Raw genomic sequence first — 15546 nt, 5'->3', positions numbered from 1 at the left:
GCCGGTCAAAACTTCTCCTGCACCACGTCGGGGTGCACCTTCACGTGCAGCAGCGCCGGGCCGGTCAGCGGCAACACCGCGTCGAAGGCCGCCCGCGCGCCCGCCTCGTCGGTGACCGTCCAGGCCGGCAGCCCGAGCGCGCGGGCCACAGCGGCGAGGTCCCGGCCGGGAAACCGGGCCAGCTGCGGGTCCACCCCGCGCGGAGCGAGCTTGCGCACCTCCGCGCCGTACGCGGCGTCGTCGAGGACCAGCAGCAGCACGGGTGCGCCGACCCGGGCCAGGGTGTCCAGCTCGCCGAGTCCGGTGAGCAGGCTGCCGTCGCCCTCGAAGGCGACCACCGGCCGGTCCGGGCGGCCGACGGCGGCGCCGACCGCGAACGGCAGCCCGACGCCGATGCTGCCGAACTCCCACGGCGCGACGAACGACCGGTCGGTGGCGGCCGAGTCGAGCAGCAGGTTGGGCCAGCCGCCGAAGTGACCGACGCCGACCACGGTGGTCCGCTCCCGCGGCAACCGGTCGGCGCAGATCCGGATGAACGCCCGCGGATCGATCAGGTCCACGGTGGATCGGATGTCGAGGCCCTCGAACGGGTCGGCCCCGGCCAACTCGGCAGCCAGTTCCCGGCTCCGCCACTGCGGCCGCGACAGCGCCGGCAGCAGCGCCGACAGTGCCCGCGCGGTCTCGCCCGCGTCGCCGAGCACGCCACCGGCCACCGGCCACCGCCGGCCGATCGCCGCCGGGTCCACGTCGACACTGACGAGCACCGCGTCGGGAAACAGGGTGCCGTGGTCGGCGGTCCACCGGTTGAGGTGGGCCCCGAAGGTGACCACCAGGTCCGCCCCGGCCAGCATCCGCCGGGTCAGCGGCCGGGACAGCCCGCCGGCCACCCCGAGGTCGTACGGATGCCCGGCGAACAGGCCGGCGGACATCAGCGTGGTGGCGAGCAGGGCGTCACACCGGTCGGCGAGGTCCTTGATCGCGGCGGCGGCCGGTTCGGCGCCCCGCCCGGCCAGCAGCACCGGGCGGCGTGCCGTGCGCAGGCGCTGCGCGAGCGCCTCGACGGCGGCGGGATCCGGCACGAGCGGCAGGGGCGGGCGGGGCACCGCCGGCACCGGGAGGATCGGGCCGGCCGGCACCGGCTCCTCCTGCAGGTCGATCGGCACGTTCAGCACGACCGGGCCGGGCAGCTCACGGGCCGCCCGGAACGCCAGCCCGACATCGCGGGCGGCGGTCCCGGCGCCGGTCACCGGCACGAACGTGCCCGCGGTCGCCAGCACGTACGGCTGTTGCTCGAAGTGCTGCACGTGCAGCGGGTCGCCGGGCGGGGTGTCGCCGGCGATCAGCACCAGCGGGGTGCGGGCCTGCCGGGCGATCGTCAACGCCGCCCCGGCGACGGCCAACCCCGGCCCCTGGGTGACGGTGGCGACCCCGCACCGACCGGTGACGCGGGCGTACCCGTCGGCCATCATCACGGCGGCGTTCTCGTTGCGGGCCGCGACGAACCGGACGCCGTGCCGGTTCACCAGGTCGGCGACCAGGAACATGTTGGCGTCGCCGAGCAGGCCGAAAACGGTGTCGACGCCGTGCGCGACGACGGCGTCGGCGATCGCCTCGAACACCTTCATCGCGCATCCCGTTCGAGGTAGTCACCGGGCGACCGCAGTGCCACGCTCAGCGCGCCGAGGTACGAGTCGTTGGCCGCCGCGTCGAACCGGGGACCGGCCAGCCGGGCGGCCCGCTTGGTCATCGAGCGGCCGACCGCCGAGGTGGCCAGCAGCCGCTCCACGATGGCGGCGACGGCGTCCGGCAGCCCGGCCCCGTCGACCACCCGGGTGACCAGGCGCAGGGCGAGCATGTCGGCGGGGTCGACCCGCTCGCCGAGCAGCAGCCAGCGCTTGACCAGATCGGCGCCGACCAGGTCGGCGAGGATCGCCATGCCACTCCAGGTCAGCGGAATGCCGAAGGTCACCTCGGGGAAGGTGAAGAAGGCGCTGTCGGCCGCGACCCGCAGATCACTGGCGAGCCCGAGCACGGCCCCGGAGCCGATCGCCGGCCCGTTGAAGGCGGCGACGGTGGTCTGCTCCAGCCGGTACCAGCGTTCGACCAGCTCGGCGGTGCGCCGCTGGACGTACATCGTGGTCTCGGCGTCGAGGCCGGCCAACTCGTGCAGGTCGGTGCCGGCGCAGAACGCCGTACCCTCGCCGGTGAGCACCACCACCTCGACCGTCCGGTCCCGGCCGAGTTCGTGCAGCACGTCCTCGAACCGGGCGAGCATCGCCAGGTCGAAGCTGTTGCGTTTGTGCGGCCGGTGCAGGGTCACCCGGGCCAGCCGGCCGGAGCGGTGCAGCAGCACGGAGTGTTCAGCGGTCACGGCGACTCCGAGTTCAGTAGGGCGCGGTCGACCAGCGCGGCGGCGTGGCCGACGTACGACAGGGGATCGAGCAGCCCGGCGACGTCGGCTGCCGGCAGGGCGGCGGCCACCTGCGGGTCGGCGCGCAGCACCTCGGCGAACGGTCGGTTCTGCTCCAGGCTGTCCCGGACGATCCGCATCACCAGGTGGTGGGCCTGCTCGCGGCCGAGCGGGCCGGCGAGGCGGAGCATGACCGCCTCGGAGAGCACCAGGCCACCGGTGATGTCCAGATTGAGCCGCATCCGGTCCGGGTTGACGCCGAGGTCGCCGAAGACCTCGACGAGCCGTTCCAGGGCGCCGCCGATGAGGATGAAACACTCCGGCAGCAGCTTCCACAGCGTCATGCCGACGCCCATGTCGCGGTCGTCCTGGGCGATCATGGTCTGCAACGCCAGCGGCACCTGGGCGCGCAGCGTGCCGGCGGCGGCGATGACCGCCTCACACCGGATCGGGTTGCGCTTGTGCGGCATGGTGCTGCTGCCGACCTGGGCGGACCCCTGCGGCTCGTACGCCTCGCCGATCTCGGTACGACCGAGGAAGTAGACCTCCCGGGCCAGCTTCTCGGCGCTGGCGGCAATCAGCCCGAGCACCATCAGGCACTCGGCGAAGCGGTCCGAGGTGGCGTGCCACGGCGTGTCGGCCACCCCGAGGCCGAGTTCGGCGGCCACGGCGCGTTCCAGCGCGAACGCCTGCGGACCGTAGCCGGCCATCGTGCCGGCGGCACCGCCCATGCTGGTGACCAGCAGCCGCTCGCGCATCTGGGCCAACCGGGACCGGTGCCGTTGCAGCTCGCTCTGCCACACCGCGCAGCGCAGCCCGAACGTGGTCGGCAGCGCCTGCTGTCCGTGGGTACGGGCCGGCATCGGGGTGGTGCGGTGCCGCAACGCGAGCCGGCGCAGGATGCGTACCAGCTCGTCGACCTGGCGGGCGACGATGTCCAGGCCGGCCCGGGCGCGCAGCACGAAACCGGTGTCCATCACGTCCTGGGTGGTCGCGCCGAGGTGGACGTACCGGCCGGCGTCGCCGGGGCAGGCGGCGGTCAGCGCCCGCACCAGCGGCACCAGCGGGTGCACGGTGTCGGCGGCGTCAGCGGCGAGGACCGCGGTGTCGAGCCGGTCGAGCCGGGCCGCGTCGGTGATCGCCTGCGCGGCGGCCGTCGGGATGATGCCGAGGCTGGCCTGGCCGCGAGCCAGGGCCGCCTCGACGTCGAGCCAGGACTGCATGAGCTGCCGGTCGTTGAAGACCCCGCGCATCTCGGCGTTGCCGAAAAAGCTGGTGACGGTCAGCGAGTCCAAAAAGCACGAGCCGAGCTGCATCAGTGGTCCCCCTCCTCGGTGAGCAGGCCGAGCGCGGCGCGCCGGTCGACCTTGCCGGAGGGCAGCAACGGCAGGGCCGGCACCGTACGGATCAGCGTCGGCACCTTGTGCCGGGCCAGCCGGGCGGCGGCGAGCCGGGCGAGCCGGTCGGGGTCGGGTTCGGTGCCCACGGCGGCGACGACGAGCGCGCCGACCTCCTCGCCCCAACGCGGCGACGGCACCCCGAGTACGCAGACCTGGGCGACGGCCGGGTCGTCGAGCAGCGCCGCCTCCACCTCGGCCGGGCTGACGTTCTCGCCACCCCGGATGATCAGTTCCTTGACCCGGCCGGTGAGGGTGAAGATTCCCTCGGCGTCCAGCGCGCCCAGGTCACCGGTACGCAGCCAACCGTCGGGCGTGATCGCGGCCTTGGTGGCCTCCGGGTCGTCGATGTAGCCGGCGGTCACCGAGTCGCCGCGAACCAGCAGCTCGCCGGGCTCACCGGCGGGCAGTTCGGTCCGGGTGCCGGGGGCGACCACGGCGGCGGACAGGGCCGGCAGGATGCGGCCGACGGTGGTGCCGGGCCGGCCGCAACCGCCGTCGCCGGGGTCGACGCTGATCGTCGGGCCGGCCTCGGTCTGCCCGTAGATCACCGCGATCCGGTCCAGCCCGAGCACCTTCCGGGTGCGGGCGAGCAGCGCCGGGGCGCACGGGGCGCCGCCGAGGAACCCGACCCGCAGCGACGATAGGTCGAAACGCTCCGGCTCGGCCTCGACCCGGTCGGCGAGCATCGCCGCCATCGTCGGTACGGCCTGGAGCACGGTGCAGCGGTGCCGGGCGATCTGGGCCAGCACCGCCTCGGAGCGGAACCGGCGGGCCGACACCCACAGCGCGCCGGTGACCAGGGCCAGTACGGCACCGCTGCCGAGGCCGGCCGCGTGCGCCAGCGGCAGCGGCGAGGCGATCCGGTCGTCGGCGCCGAGCCCGGCGGCGGCGGCCGTCCACTCCGCGTTGGTGATCAGGTTACGGCCGCTGAGCGAGACCATCTTGGCCGGGCCGGTGGAGCCCGAGGTGAACTGGATGTTCAGCACCGCGTCCGGGCGCCCGGCCGGTGCCGGCGCCGGGTCGGCCCAGCCGGGCAGTCCGGCCAGGTCGTCGCCGAACGTGTGCCAGCCGTCCGGGCGGGCCTCCACCGGCAGCCCGGCGACCGCCTCGGCGGCGGTGCCCCGGCCGTCGCGGTCGCGGACCCGCTCGGCGACGAAGAGCCGGCGCGGGCCGCTGCGGGCCAGTGCCGCGGTCAGTTCCGGGGTGGTCAGGCCGGGATGCAGGGTCACCAGGGCGGCACCCCGCCAGGCTGCGGCGGCGAGCAGGAGCAGCCAGCCGAGGCCGTTCTCGGCCCACACGGCGATCCGGTCGCCGCGCCCGACGCCGAGTGCGGCAAGGACGGCCGCGGCGCGGCCGGCGAGGTCGGCGAACTCACCGGCCGACACCGGCCGGTCCAACTCGTCGAACAGGTAGAGAGGGCGGTCCGGCTGCCGAGCGGCGCGGTCCAGGACGGTGACGTCGAGGGCGGGTGGGATCACCTGGTCACTCCCGGGTGAGCAGCAGGTACCCGCGCTCATCGACGGTGGCGGTCCAGCCGGCGCCGACGACGGTGGTGCTGCCGCTCTCACGGACGACCGCCGGGCCGGGCACCGCGCGGCCGGGGGCCAGCTCGGTACGGCGCCAGACGGTGGCGTCGACCCAGCCGGCCGGGCCGTAGATCCGGGTCCGGCCCGGCTGCGGCGAACCGCCGGCCGGTGCCGTGAACCGTACGGCGGGGCGGGGACCGAACGCGGTCAGCCGGCAGTTGACGATCTCGACCGGGTGCCCGGAACGGGCATACGCGTACCGCTCGGCGTAGGCGGCGTGGAACGCCGTCACCAGTTCGTCGGCCGTCGCCGGCACGTCGTCGACGGGTACGGCCAGGTCGAAGGACTGCCCCCGGAACCGCATGCCGACCGACAGGCCGAAGGTGACCTGGTCGGCTTCGACGCCGTCCTCCGCCTTGAGCTGGGCCCGGGCCACGTCACGCAGTTCGGCGACGACGTCGCGGACGGCGGCCAGCCCCGCCTCGTCGGCGGGCACCAGTACGGTACGCACGTAGTCGTGCCGCGCCTGGGCGGTGACGAAGCCGAGCGCGGAGAAGTTGCCGGGGACCGGCGGCACCAGCACCCGGCGGATACCGAGGTCGTCGGCGAGCGCGGTGGCGTGCATCGGGCCGGCGCCGCCGAACGGCATCAGCACGAAGTCGCGGGGATCGTGGCCGCAGGCCACCGAGATCTCCTTGATCGCGCTGGTCATCTTGATCGTGGCGATCCGGAGGATGCCGTGCGCCAGTTCCAGGTCGTCGAGGTCGAACTCGGCGGCGAGCCGCCCGACGGCCGCGCGGGCGGCGTCGACGTCGAGGCGCACCTCACCGCCGAGGCTCTCCTGCGGGTCGAGGTGGCCGACCACCAGGTGGGCGTCGGTGGCGGTCGGTTCGGTGCCGCCCCGGCCGTAGGCGGCCGGGCCCGGGGTCGAGCCGGCGCTGCGCGGTCCGATCCGCAGTTCTCCGCCGAGGTCCCGCCAGGCGATCGAGCCGCCGCCGGCGCCGATCGTGTTGATCTCGACCTGGAAGGTGCGGTTCGGGTATCCGGCGATCTTCCCGTCGTTGGTCATCAACGGGGTGCCGTTCTTGATCAGGCAGACGTCGGTGCTGGTGCCACCGATGTCGCAGGTGATCACGTTCGAATAGCCGGCCAGGCCGGCGAGGTGGACGCTGGCGGCGACGCCACCGGCCGGACCGGACAGGGCCAGGTTGATCGGCAGCCGGCCGGCCTCCTCGGTGGAGACGACGCCGCCGCTGCTGGTCATGATCGACAATGGGTGGGCGTAGCCGCCGGCCGACAGCGCGGCACCGAGCCCGCGCAGGTAGTCGGCGACCGTCGACCGGACGCTGGCGTTGAGCACCGTGGTCGCGAACCGCTCGTACTCGCCCTGCTCGGGCACCACGTCCGAGGAGATCGTGCAGACCAGGCCCGGGTACCGCTCGGCGAGCCGGGACGCCGCCGCCCGCTCGTGCGCCGGGTTGCGGTAGGAGTGCAGCAGGCAGACGGCGACGGCCTTCGGCCCGGCTGCGGCCACCCGGTCGAGCACGGCGTCGAGGTCGCCCGGGTCCAGTTGCCGCACCACGCTGCCGTCGGCGCCGATCCGCTCCCGCAACACGTGCCGCAGCCGGCGCGGAGCCAGCGGCGGACGCGCCACCTCCTTGACGCTGTAGAGCTGCGGGCGATGCCCCAACCCCATCTCCAGTACGTCGCGGAAGCCCTCGGTGGCGATGACGCTGACCGGCTCGCCGGCGCCTTCCAGCAGCGCGTTGGTGACCCTGGTGGTGCCGTGGACGAAGCGTTCCACCTCGTCGAGGCGTACGCCGAGCTTGGCCAGCCCTTCGAAGATGGCCGCGGCCGGATCGTCCGGGGTGGACAGGGTCTTGGCCTCGGCGAGCCGGGCAGTGGCCGGCTCGTACACGATGACATCGGTGAAGGTGCCACCGATGTCGACGCCGATGCACAGCATGGCGAGCCTTTCGGTAGTGGTGGGCGCGCGGTTGCGGGCGGCCGGTTGCCGGCCGTGGGCGCGGCCTGGCTAGAAGTTGACGCCGTACCGGCGCAGGGTCTTGCTGGTGACCATCCGCAGGATCCAGTCGAAGAGGTAGCCGAGCAGGCCCAGGGCGATGATGCCGACGAAGACCCACTCGGTCTTGGCGTAGTTGCGGGCAGTCCAGATCAGCGATCCGAGCCCGCTCTGCGCGGCCACGATCTCGGCGGAGACGATCGTCAGGAACGAGTTGCCCATGGCCAGCCGGGCACCGGTCACCACGTGCGGCACGGTCGAGGGCAACACCACCGAGGCCAGGGTGCGGACCGGGTTGGCGCCGAGCGCCCGGGCCGCCCGTAGCCGCAGTTCGTCGACGGAGAGCACCCCGGCGAGCGTGTTGAGCGCGACGATGAAGACCGTGGTGTAGAAGATCAGCGCGACCTTCGACGCCTCTCCCGGACCGAGCCAGATGATCGCCAGAGTGACGAAGGCGATCGGCGGCACGAACCGGAAGAACTGGATGTACGGGTCCAGCATGAGCCGCAGCCACGGCACGCAGCCCATCAGCAGGCCGACCGGGACGCCGATGACGACGCCGAGCGCCCAGCCGGTCAGGATCCGGGTCGACGAGGCGGTGACCGAGTCCCACAGCGTGCCGTCGCGGACCAGTTCGACCGCGCCCTGCCAGGTGAGCATCGGCGAGGGCAGGAAGAACGCGGTGTAGTTGCGGCTGACCAGGTCCCAGACGGCGATGCCGAGCAGCACCGACAGGACCCCCAGCCCGACGCGGGTCAACCGGGGCCAGTTCCCGCGCCGACGGGTCGGCGCGGATTTGTCCCGGCTCAGCTTCTCCGGAACCGTACGGACATCCACGCTCATCGCAGTGCCCTCCTGTCGCCGTCGGCTACCCGCGTGCCGTTGACGCCCGGTGACGAGGGCTCGACGGTCCCGGCACCGGCCGGGCGGCCGGCGGGATCGCCGGTCGCTCGGCCGTCGTGTCCGTCGTCGAGGCCCTGGGCCCGCAGGGTGCGGGCCACCTCGGCGCCGATGTCCTCGCGCAGCTGGCGGAAGAGCGCCGCGCTCGCCGGATCGGTCAGATCCCGCGGCCGGGGCAGGTCGCACGGGTAGATGTTCTTGATCCCCGCCGACGGTCCGGCGGTCATCGTGACGATGCGGTCGGCAAGCAGGATGGCCTCGCCGATGTCGTGGGTGACGAAGACGATCGTCGCCCCGGTCTCCCGCCAGATCCGGTCGAGTTCGACCTGCATCACCAACCGGGTCTGCGCGTCGAGCGCGCCGAATGGCTCGTCCATCAGCACGACCGACGGCTCGTTGGCCAGCACCCGGGCCAGCTGCGCCCGCTGGCGCATGCCGCCGGAGAGCTGGGCCGGGAACCGGTCGGCGCTGTGGCTGAGCCCGACCATGGCCAGGTAGCGGTCGACGGCGGTGGCCCGCTGCGCCTTGCCGACGCCCCGCATGCGCGGACCGAAGGCGACGTTCTGCCGTACCGTCAGCCACGGGAAGAGAGCCTCGGCGCTCTGGAAGACCACGCCCCGCGACACGTCCGGTCCGGTGACGCGGGTGTCCCCGCAGGTCACCTCGCCGTCGACCGGGGTGACGAACCCGGCGATCGCGTTGAGCAGCGTGGACTTCCCGCACCCGCTCGGCCCGAGCAGGCAGACGAACTCCCCGGCACCGATGTCCAGGTTCGCCTGACGGACCGCCACGAAGTCGCCGAACCGGATGTCGACGTCGCGTACGGACACCGGGGAGCCGGAGCCCGTCACGCCACTCCCCTGATCATGACGGCCGCCGGGTCGGCCTTCTGGTTCACGATCTTGCTGTCCTCCTGGAACTGAGCGATCTCCCCGTAGCGCTTGATGTCCTCGTCGGTGAAGTCACGGACCTGGCACTGCACCCCCTCCAGGAGGGTCTGCGCCTCGGCCGCCGGCACCTTGATCGCGGTCTCGGTCACCGTGCCGGCCTTGGCCGGGTCGGCAGTGAGCTGCTCGCACGCCTGGCCGATGGTGTCGACGACCTTCTTGGCCGTCTCCTTGTTGGCCTCGTACCAGGCACCGTCGACACCAATCACCAGGTTGTAGACGTACCCGATGTCTCCGCTGGTCAGCAGCACCTTGCCGCCGTTGGCGACGCCCCGCGACGGCCACGGCTCCCACATGATGTAGCCGTCGACGTCGCCGCGCTGCAGCAGCGCCGGCATCTCGGCCGGGGAGGCGTTGACGAACTCCACCGAGTCCCGGCTGATGCCCTGGCTGTCGAGCACCTTGTTGGTCGCGTACTCGTTCACGGTGCCCGGCACGACACCGTACTTCTTGATGCCGGCGACGTCGGTGATCCCCGAGCGCGCGACGAGCTTGATGAAGCTCGGCGACTGCGAGAAGACCGCGAGGCCCTTGATGTCGCCACGGGTAGCCCGGTTGAGCAGGCTCGACTCGGTGCTGGCCGTGACCTGGCCCTGCTTGGCCAGGATCGCGTCGAGGCCGCCGGTCCCCTCCTGGTACTGGGTGACGGTCACGTTCAGGCCGGCCTTCTCGAAGAGCTTCTCCTGCTCGGCCAGGTAGATCGGCGAGTACGCCGGGTCGACGCCGACCCCGAAGTTGACCACGGCGGAGGTTGCGGCGCCATCGCCGTCGGACTCCCCGGGGGACTGGTTCTCGGCGCACGCGGTCACGGCGACGGTCATCAGCAGGGCTGCGGCCCCGGCCCGCAAAGCTCGCATTCTCATAGCTACCCCAGACTTACGCGGCTCATATTGTGGTCGTGGTTGCTTAGTGTGGGACGCTACTGGGAGGCGGGTCACAACGTCAAGAGTTTCGCCCCGACTGTCATTGCAACAGAGAGTAGTCGGCCGGGCGAGTTCTCCCATTCCGCGCCCGGCAGCCCAGGAGGTACGACCGTGAAGTGTCTGAACAGGTCAATTGATGCAGCGAGTCCGGAAACGCCGCAGACCGGAAGCTCTCCCGGGTCGATTACTCACAGTGTCGATGGCCCGTTCGCCCGGACGGCGGTCGAGCGGTCCTGGACCGCCACCGACGCCATCCTCTACGCCCTCGGCGTCGGCGCCGGACAGGACGACCCCGCAAACGAACTCCGATTCACCACCGAGAACTCCACCGGCCACCCGCACGCCGTGCTGCCCACCTTCGCCACCCTGCTCGCCGCCGACCCGCCGTACCTCGGCGACCCGGCGGCCGTCCGGCACGCCGGCGAGACTCTGACCCTGCACCGGCCGCTCCAACCGGCGGGACAGGTCCGCACCACCGCCACCGTCACCGGCGTACACGACCAGACCAGCGGCATGCTTCTCCACCACCGGTCGGAGATCCAGGACATCGACGGCACGCCAGTGGCCACCATCGAACGGGCGATGTTCGTCATCGGCGCCGGCGGCTTCGGCGGCCGGCGCGCACCAACGGCGCAATGGCGACGCCCGGCGCGGCACCCCGACCACACCGTCACCTACCCGATCCGCCCGGACCAGGCACTGATCTACCGGCTCAACGGCGACCGCAACCCACTGCACTCCGATCCGGCGGTGGCCGCCCGCGCCGGACTGCCCAGCCCTGTCCTGCACGGGCTGTGTACATACGGCTTCGCCGGACGCGCCCTGCTACACACCGTCGCCAACGCCGACCCCGACCGGGTGCGGCGAATCAGCGCCCGGTTCAGCGCCCCACTGTTTCCCGGCGACACCCTCACCGTGCTGGTGTGGCACCATCCGGCGGGTGCGCTGTTCCAAGCGGTGGACGGCCGCGGACGGCTCGTCCTCGACCGGGGCGTACTGCAACTGCGGGGCCAGACGCCTGCTTCCGTTACCTTTTAGTGTGCTTTGGTAAGCGCATGGCTGGTAGCTCGATAAGTAACTGGTCTGCTGCCGCTGCCCTGGCAACGCTGCTCGTCGCGATCGTTGCAGCGGTAGTCGCGCTAGGTCAGGCGCGGGAGGCGCGCTGCCTTCGACTCGAACAGGCTCAGCCATACGTAGTGGCGTTCATGGGGCCAGCTCAGAGGGTGGTTCGGGAGGCTATGCCCGATGTTCAGGGCCGAGCCCGAGCGCTGGATCAGTTTGGCCTGGTGAGGTCATGTCACCGAACGCCGACGTCCCGTCTACCGGTCCTTCTGCGCACGCAGCATCCTCGGCTGGTCGAACAGGACGTTGTCGATGACCACATCAACGAGCCGTAGTGGATCCACCTCGGCAAGATACAGCCGTTCGGCGGCCAGATAACGGTCTCGGTGCACCGCTTCAGCCTCCGCGCCGGCCCAGGTCTGATCCCGATGGGTTCCCCGGCGCACCGACGTCTGCTCGTCAATGTCGAGCCAGATCCGGAAGTCCCAGTGGTCGTTGAGCTGCGGGCGAAACGCGAAGACGCCATCGACGATCAGCACCGCGTCCGCTGCCGCACGGGTGACAACGTCACGGTGCTCGCGCTGGGTCAGCGGGTCGATGCTGCACAGCACACACGCACCCGAACCCTGAGGACCGGCCGGTTCCAGCAACAACCGCACGACCGAGTCGTAGTCAAAGGCGTTGCGGTAGTAGCCCTCGCCCGATTCGCGGTCATACAGATGCCGGTCTCGCCATGGCTTCTTGAAGTCGTCCAGGCTCGCGCGCAGCACCGGTCGGCCACGCGAGTTGATCTGCTGCGCCAACTCGTGGCCGAAGCTGGTCTTGCCAGCGGCGGTCAGCCCGTCGATGCCCACCCGTAGGCGCCCGTCACCACACGCCAACACGCGTTCGGCGACGTCGGCCACCAACGCCGCACGGTGCGCCGACACAGTCGCAGGCAGCGGCTGCTGCCACGTCGACACCGACAGCTGCACCGCCCCGTGGCCGCCATCCATGAACTGAACCTATCCCAGACTGTCGAAGGGCCGGTCGCCGAGCGACGCATGGTGTCGAGGGCGCCGCAGACACGAGGAGACGACGATGGGGTTCATACTCATCACCAGAGCCACTGCGGACAGCGAGGTCGGCGGGCTGCCCGCCACCGACTTCCTCGAAAGGGCGCTGGCGTGACGGCGGACCTTCCCAGAGTGTGGAGCGCAACCTGGCAGGAACGCGCGCTCACGCTCCTCTGCGACCAGGTCGCGCCGGCTCCGGCCGAGACCTGGTTCCGGCGGTGGACGTGTACGCCTCTCCGGCCACCGTGTACCGGTGGCTCTGCCAACTGACCGTGGCCCCGTAGTACTGGCGGCTGCTGCAGCCCGGCGTGGGGACGTTCGAGGCGTGCCGCCTCGTCGGGATCGGTCGCAAGACCGGCTACCGGTGGCGAGCCGAGAACGGCGGTGTGCCACCAGCCTGGTTGGCAAACGACGTCCGGTCAGGCCGGTACCTGTCGCTGCTGGAGCGGCAACGCCGGGCAGGGTGGCCCTGATCCAGCGCATCCCTGCAGCGACGGGGCGGGGAAGAGCCGACGGGATGGATGGCAACAGCCGCTCCACGTAGTCGGCCATATCCGGAGGGCGGGCTGAAGTGCCGTCGAGGCGAAGGTACCCGCCCGTGCCGACCAGCAGCGCCGGAGCCAGGCGTGGACGGCGTCGGCCCACGGCTCGTCGTCGCACTCGAACCCCTGGCCTGCCGATCGGGTGCCCCCGGCCGGCCACCGCGGTGCGCGGCGTCCGGCCGGTGGGCCGAGTCTTAGCTGATGTCGGGCTCGGCGGATGCGGGCGCGAGTTCGAATCGGGCCCGTTGGTCGGTGGGCACGAGGTCGAGGTAGTCCGGGTGACGTTGGATGTAGCCGCGGATGAATGGGCAAAACGGCAGGACCCCAGATCCCTCCTCACGGACGGCGTCCAGTGCACCGCGGGCCAGCTTCGAGCCCAGGTCGCGGCCCTCGAAGTTCGACTCAATCAACGTATGAGTGAAGGAGATGGTTCCGTTCCTGCGCCGGTACTCCGCGAACCCGGCCACCTGCCCGTCAACCATGATCTCGAACCGGCCGGCCGATGGGTTGTCCACAACTGTTGGCTCCATGTGGTCCATCCTCACCCGGCGGCGAAGGCGGTGCAGCGGGCGCCAGGGTCCACTTGCCCAGACTCCGACGGGGCGATACTCCAACGGCACGTCGATGGCGAACCGCCGCGGCCCTCACCGAACGAGTGAGCCAGACGGTGGTCCGGGGTCAACCGGGCGACCAGCACGCGGGCGTCCTGGCGTAGGTCCAGGCCGTTCTCACCCGCCGGGCTCATGATCTGCAGCCACTGGTCGGTCCGGTCCGCCGCATTGTACTGGCGCGAGTGCTCAGGAGGCGGATCCAAACGCGCGGTCGGCCCACTCGGCGAAGCTGGTCCAGCCAACCTCGGGGTGGGCGGCATGCAGCGCGGGGATGTCGACCTGGTAGCCCGGCCCGTTCAAGAACGCCCACATCGCGTGCATGTCCGGATTGCCGATCTCGGCCAGCGGCACCCTCTCATGGTGTACCTTTCGCCCCAGCGCCGTGCTCAGGGCGGCAGCCATCTCGGCGGGGGTAGGGGCATCGCCGGCCAGCTCGATGCGTCGCCCGAGGTAGGGGGCGGGGTTGAGGAGAACCTGCGCCGCGAAGACGCCGTGGTCGGTGCGGGCAATCTGCTGCAGTGGCCGATCCGCGGGTAGCGGCAGGTCCAGCACGCCGCTGCGGATGTGGTCCGCGCCGCCGAGTGCGTTGTCGAAGAAGTACGTCGGCCCCAAGACCGTGTAGGGGACATCACCAGCAGCCAGCTCGGTTTCGATGCGCGCCTTGCTGTCAAAGTGCGGCACACCGCTTGCCTGCTCGGTGCCGGCAACCGAACTGAACACCAGGTGCGGCACTCGGGCTTCGCGGGCGGCTGCCAGGATCGCCCTCCCCTGGGCCACCTCGGCATCCGTACCCGCCTCGAATGGGGTCGTCAAGGCGAAGATGCCTCTCGTGCCCGCCATGGCCGCGGTCAGCGAGCTGAGGTCATCCAGCGATCCCGCGACCACCTCGACACCCCGGGCGGCCAGCCGACGAGCCGCCGTCCGCTTCGGGTCGCGAACCAGCGCCCGCACCCGAGCCCCGCGGTCCAGTAGCGCCTCGGTAACGGCGCTGCCCTGACCACCGGTCGCCGCGAGCACCAAGATCGGCGCATCGGCCATCAGAGACACCTCTTCTCGGAAAGCACGCACGGCGACCGATCGTCGCGCACACCACATTATCCCGCGTGCCACGGCCATCACCTCGCCCGTGCGCGCGTTCGCGGAAGCCTCCTGGGTGCCGCGGTCAGGGTGCGTACTGGGTGCGCAGTTTGCTGGTGTCCCAGCCGGCGCGGCGGGCGCCGGCTTGGTAGGCGCTCTCCAGGAAGTCGAGGACTGTCGCGCGCGGGTCGGTGGTGGCGCGGGCGTCGTCGTAGGTCAGCAGCGCGAGGTGTGCGCCCCGGTTTTCGACCCAGCGTGCCTGCGCGGGCCGCAGGGGTTCCTGGGTAAGGCCGTCGGGCTCGGGGGCGGTGTAGGAGTAGAAGGCCGGCTCGGGGATGTTGTTGTCGCCGAACCAGAAGCCGGCGCTGATCACCTCGTGCGAGTACGCCTCGCGGGTCACCGGGTCGACGGTGTCCGGCTGCGGCGCGTGTCGCCCTGAGAACCGGGTGACGGCGATGTCGAAGGTGTGCCAGAAGTGGTGCACCGGGCTGCTCTTGGCGTTGCACCGGGCGGCGTACTCCTCCAGCATGAGGCCTACCTGGCTGAGGACCTGCCAGTACCGGTTGATCCAGAACGGGTCGTACGCGGTGTGCGTGGTGTCCTCGGCGAACGGGACGTTGTCGGCCAGATCGTAGGGTTTGGCGTCGATGTGGGCGTGGATGCCGAGGGAGGCCAGCGCGGTGAACAGTCGCTCGTGGAATGCCGCGACGGACAGGCCTGGCAGCGGGAAGGAGATCGCCTGACCGGCCAGGGTGTTGATGATCAGCCGGTGGTCGACGAAATCGAAGTCGATGGCGAACATCAGGTCGCGGCCCATGGGCCGGGACGTGATGCCGCGGCCGGTCAGGTGGAACGGCACATGCCACCAGTGGTTGCGCGGTGGCGCCTGGTCCAGCCGGATCTTGCCGACGATCTGCGTGAACCGGTGGACGGTCTCCTTCGATTCCGCCCAAGCGGACAGCGGGATCGGCGGGAACAACTCGGTCATCCGGGCTCCTCCGAGAGCTTGGCGGCATTCGGTCCCATGCGGGCATCCTTCCTATCCCATGGCCGCACGGGTGCCAACCTCC

The 15546-nt window shown here is 71.5% G+C and carries 14 protein-coding genes and 1 pseudogene; 3 read left to right on the top strand and 12 right to left on the bottom strand.

The features are described from left to right. Nucleotides 1-5: 5 nt before the first annotated feature. From IEY61_RS21095 to IEY61_RS21060, 8 genes are all read right to left on the bottom strand, one after another. Nucleotides 6-1625, bottom strand: coding sequence for a thiamine pyrophosphate-binding protein (locus IEY61_RS21095; RefSeq protein ID WP_189046979.1), 1620 nt, complete (start codon nucleotides 1623-1625; stop codon nucleotides 6-8). After that, nucleotides 1622-2371: an enoyl-CoA hydratase/isomerase family protein gene (locus tag IEY61_RS21090; RefSeq protein WP_229706258.1), complete on the bottom strand. Its 750-nt coding sequence runs from the start codon at nucleotides 2369-2371 to the stop codon at nucleotides 1622-1624. The genes IEY61_RS21095 and IEY61_RS21090 overlap by 4 nt, the downstream gene beginning before the upstream one ends. After that, complete coding sequence (gene purB, locus IEY61_RS21085) at nucleotides 2368-3726, bottom strand: adenylosuccinate lyase (protein WP_189046977.1); 1359 nt, start codon at nucleotides 3724-3726, stop codon at nucleotides 2368-2370. The genes IEY61_RS21090 and purB overlap by 4 nt, the downstream gene beginning before the upstream one ends. Beyond that, the gene (locus IEY61_RS21080) at nucleotides 3726-5288 is read right to left on the bottom strand and encodes a class I adenylate-forming enzyme family protein (RefSeq protein ID WP_189046975.1); all 1563 of its coding nucleotides are present in this window, start codon (nucleotides 5286-5288) and stop codon (nucleotides 3726-3728) included. The genes purB and IEY61_RS21080 overlap by 1 nt, the downstream gene beginning before the upstream one ends. A 4-nt stretch (nucleotides 5289-5292) precedes the next feature. After that, the gene (locus IEY61_RS21075; protein ID WP_189046973.1) at nucleotides 5293-7302 is read right to left on the bottom strand and encodes a hydantoinase/oxoprolinase family protein; all 2010 of its coding nucleotides are present in this window, start codon (nucleotides 7300-7302) and stop codon (nucleotides 5293-5295) included. Between the two features lie 69 nt (nucleotides 7303-7371). Continuing rightward, nucleotides 7372-8202, bottom strand: coding sequence for an ABC transporter permease (locus IEY61_RS21070; protein ID WP_189046971.1), 831 nt, complete (start codon nucleotides 8200-8202; stop codon nucleotides 7372-7374). Then, a complete protein-coding gene (locus tag IEY61_RS21065) occupies nucleotides 8199-9110 on the bottom strand; it encodes an ABC transporter ATP-binding protein (protein WP_229706256.1) in 912 nt (303 codons plus the stop codon). Before IEY61_RS21065 ends, IEY61_RS21070 begins: the two co-directional genes overlap by 4 nt. Next, entirely contained in the window at nucleotides 9107-10069 is a 963-nt protein-coding gene (locus tag IEY61_RS21060) for an ABC transporter substrate-binding protein (RefSeq protein WP_189046969.1), read from the bottom strand. Before IEY61_RS21060 ends, IEY61_RS21065 begins: the two co-directional genes overlap by 4 nt. Before the next feature lie 171 nt (nucleotides 10070-10240). On the opposite strand from IEY61_RS21060, the gene IEY61_RS21055 reads away from it, so the two are divergent. Together IEY61_RS21055 and IEY61_RS32360 are read left to right on the top strand one after the other, a co-directional pair. Then, nucleotides 10241-11167 carry a MaoC family dehydratase gene (locus IEY61_RS21055; RefSeq protein ID WP_229706254.1) on the top strand — a complete coding sequence of 309 codons (927 nt, stop codon included), beginning with the start codon at nucleotides 10241-10243 and terminating at the stop codon, nucleotides 11165-11167. 17 nt (nucleotides 11168-11184) lie between these two features. After that, the gene (locus tag IEY61_RS32360; RefSeq protein WP_505820606.1) at nucleotides 11185-11526 is read left to right on the top strand and encodes a DUF8453 domain-containing protein; all 342 of its coding nucleotides are present in this window, start codon (nucleotides 11185-11187) and stop codon (nucleotides 11524-11526) included. On the opposite strand, the gene IEY61_RS21050 is transcribed toward IEY61_RS32360, so the two are convergent. Further along, nucleotides 11449-12186, bottom strand: coding sequence for a nucleoside/nucleotide kinase family protein (locus IEY61_RS21050; RefSeq protein WP_189046967.1), 738 nt, complete (start codon nucleotides 12184-12186; stop codon nucleotides 11449-11451). The two genes, IEY61_RS32360 and IEY61_RS21050, sit on opposite strands and share 78 nt — an antisense overlap. Before the next feature lie 353 nt (nucleotides 12187-12539). On the opposite strand from IEY61_RS21050, the pseudogene IEY61_RS32310 reads away from it, so the two are divergent. Continuing rightward, a pseudogene (locus IEY61_RS32310) lies at nucleotides 12540-12707 on the top strand (IS30 family transposase); the annotation flags it as partial. A gap of 275 nt (nucleotides 12708-12982) precedes the next feature. On the opposite strand, the gene IEY61_RS21045 reads toward IEY61_RS32310, so the two are convergent. From IEY61_RS21045 to IEY61_RS21035, 3 genes are all read right to left on the bottom strand, one after another. Continuing rightward, nucleotides 12983-13318, bottom strand: coding sequence for a GNAT family N-acetyltransferase (locus tag IEY61_RS21045; protein ID WP_189046965.1), 336 nt, complete (start codon nucleotides 13316-13318; stop codon nucleotides 12983-12985). Between the two features lie 267 nt (nucleotides 13319-13585). Beyond that, nucleotides 13586-14437 carry an NmrA/HSCARG family protein gene (locus tag IEY61_RS21040; RefSeq protein WP_189046963.1) on the bottom strand — a complete coding sequence of 284 codons (852 nt, stop codon included), beginning with the start codon at nucleotides 14435-14437 and terminating at the stop codon, nucleotides 13586-13588. Nucleotides 14438-14561: 124 nt separating this feature from the next. Then, entirely contained in the window at nucleotides 14562-15464 is a 903-nt protein-coding gene (locus IEY61_RS21035; RefSeq protein WP_189046961.1) for a DUF5996 family protein, read from the bottom strand. Nucleotides 15465-15546: the final 82 nt, after the last annotated feature.

Source organism: Micromonospora sonchi (assembly GCF_014646235.1).
GTDB lineage: Bacteria > Actinomycetota > Actinomycetes > Mycobacteriales > Micromonosporaceae > Micromonospora > Micromonospora sonchi.
Note: the sequence above shows the minus strand (reverse complement) of the source record. Positions and strands in the feature narration are given on the sequence as shown.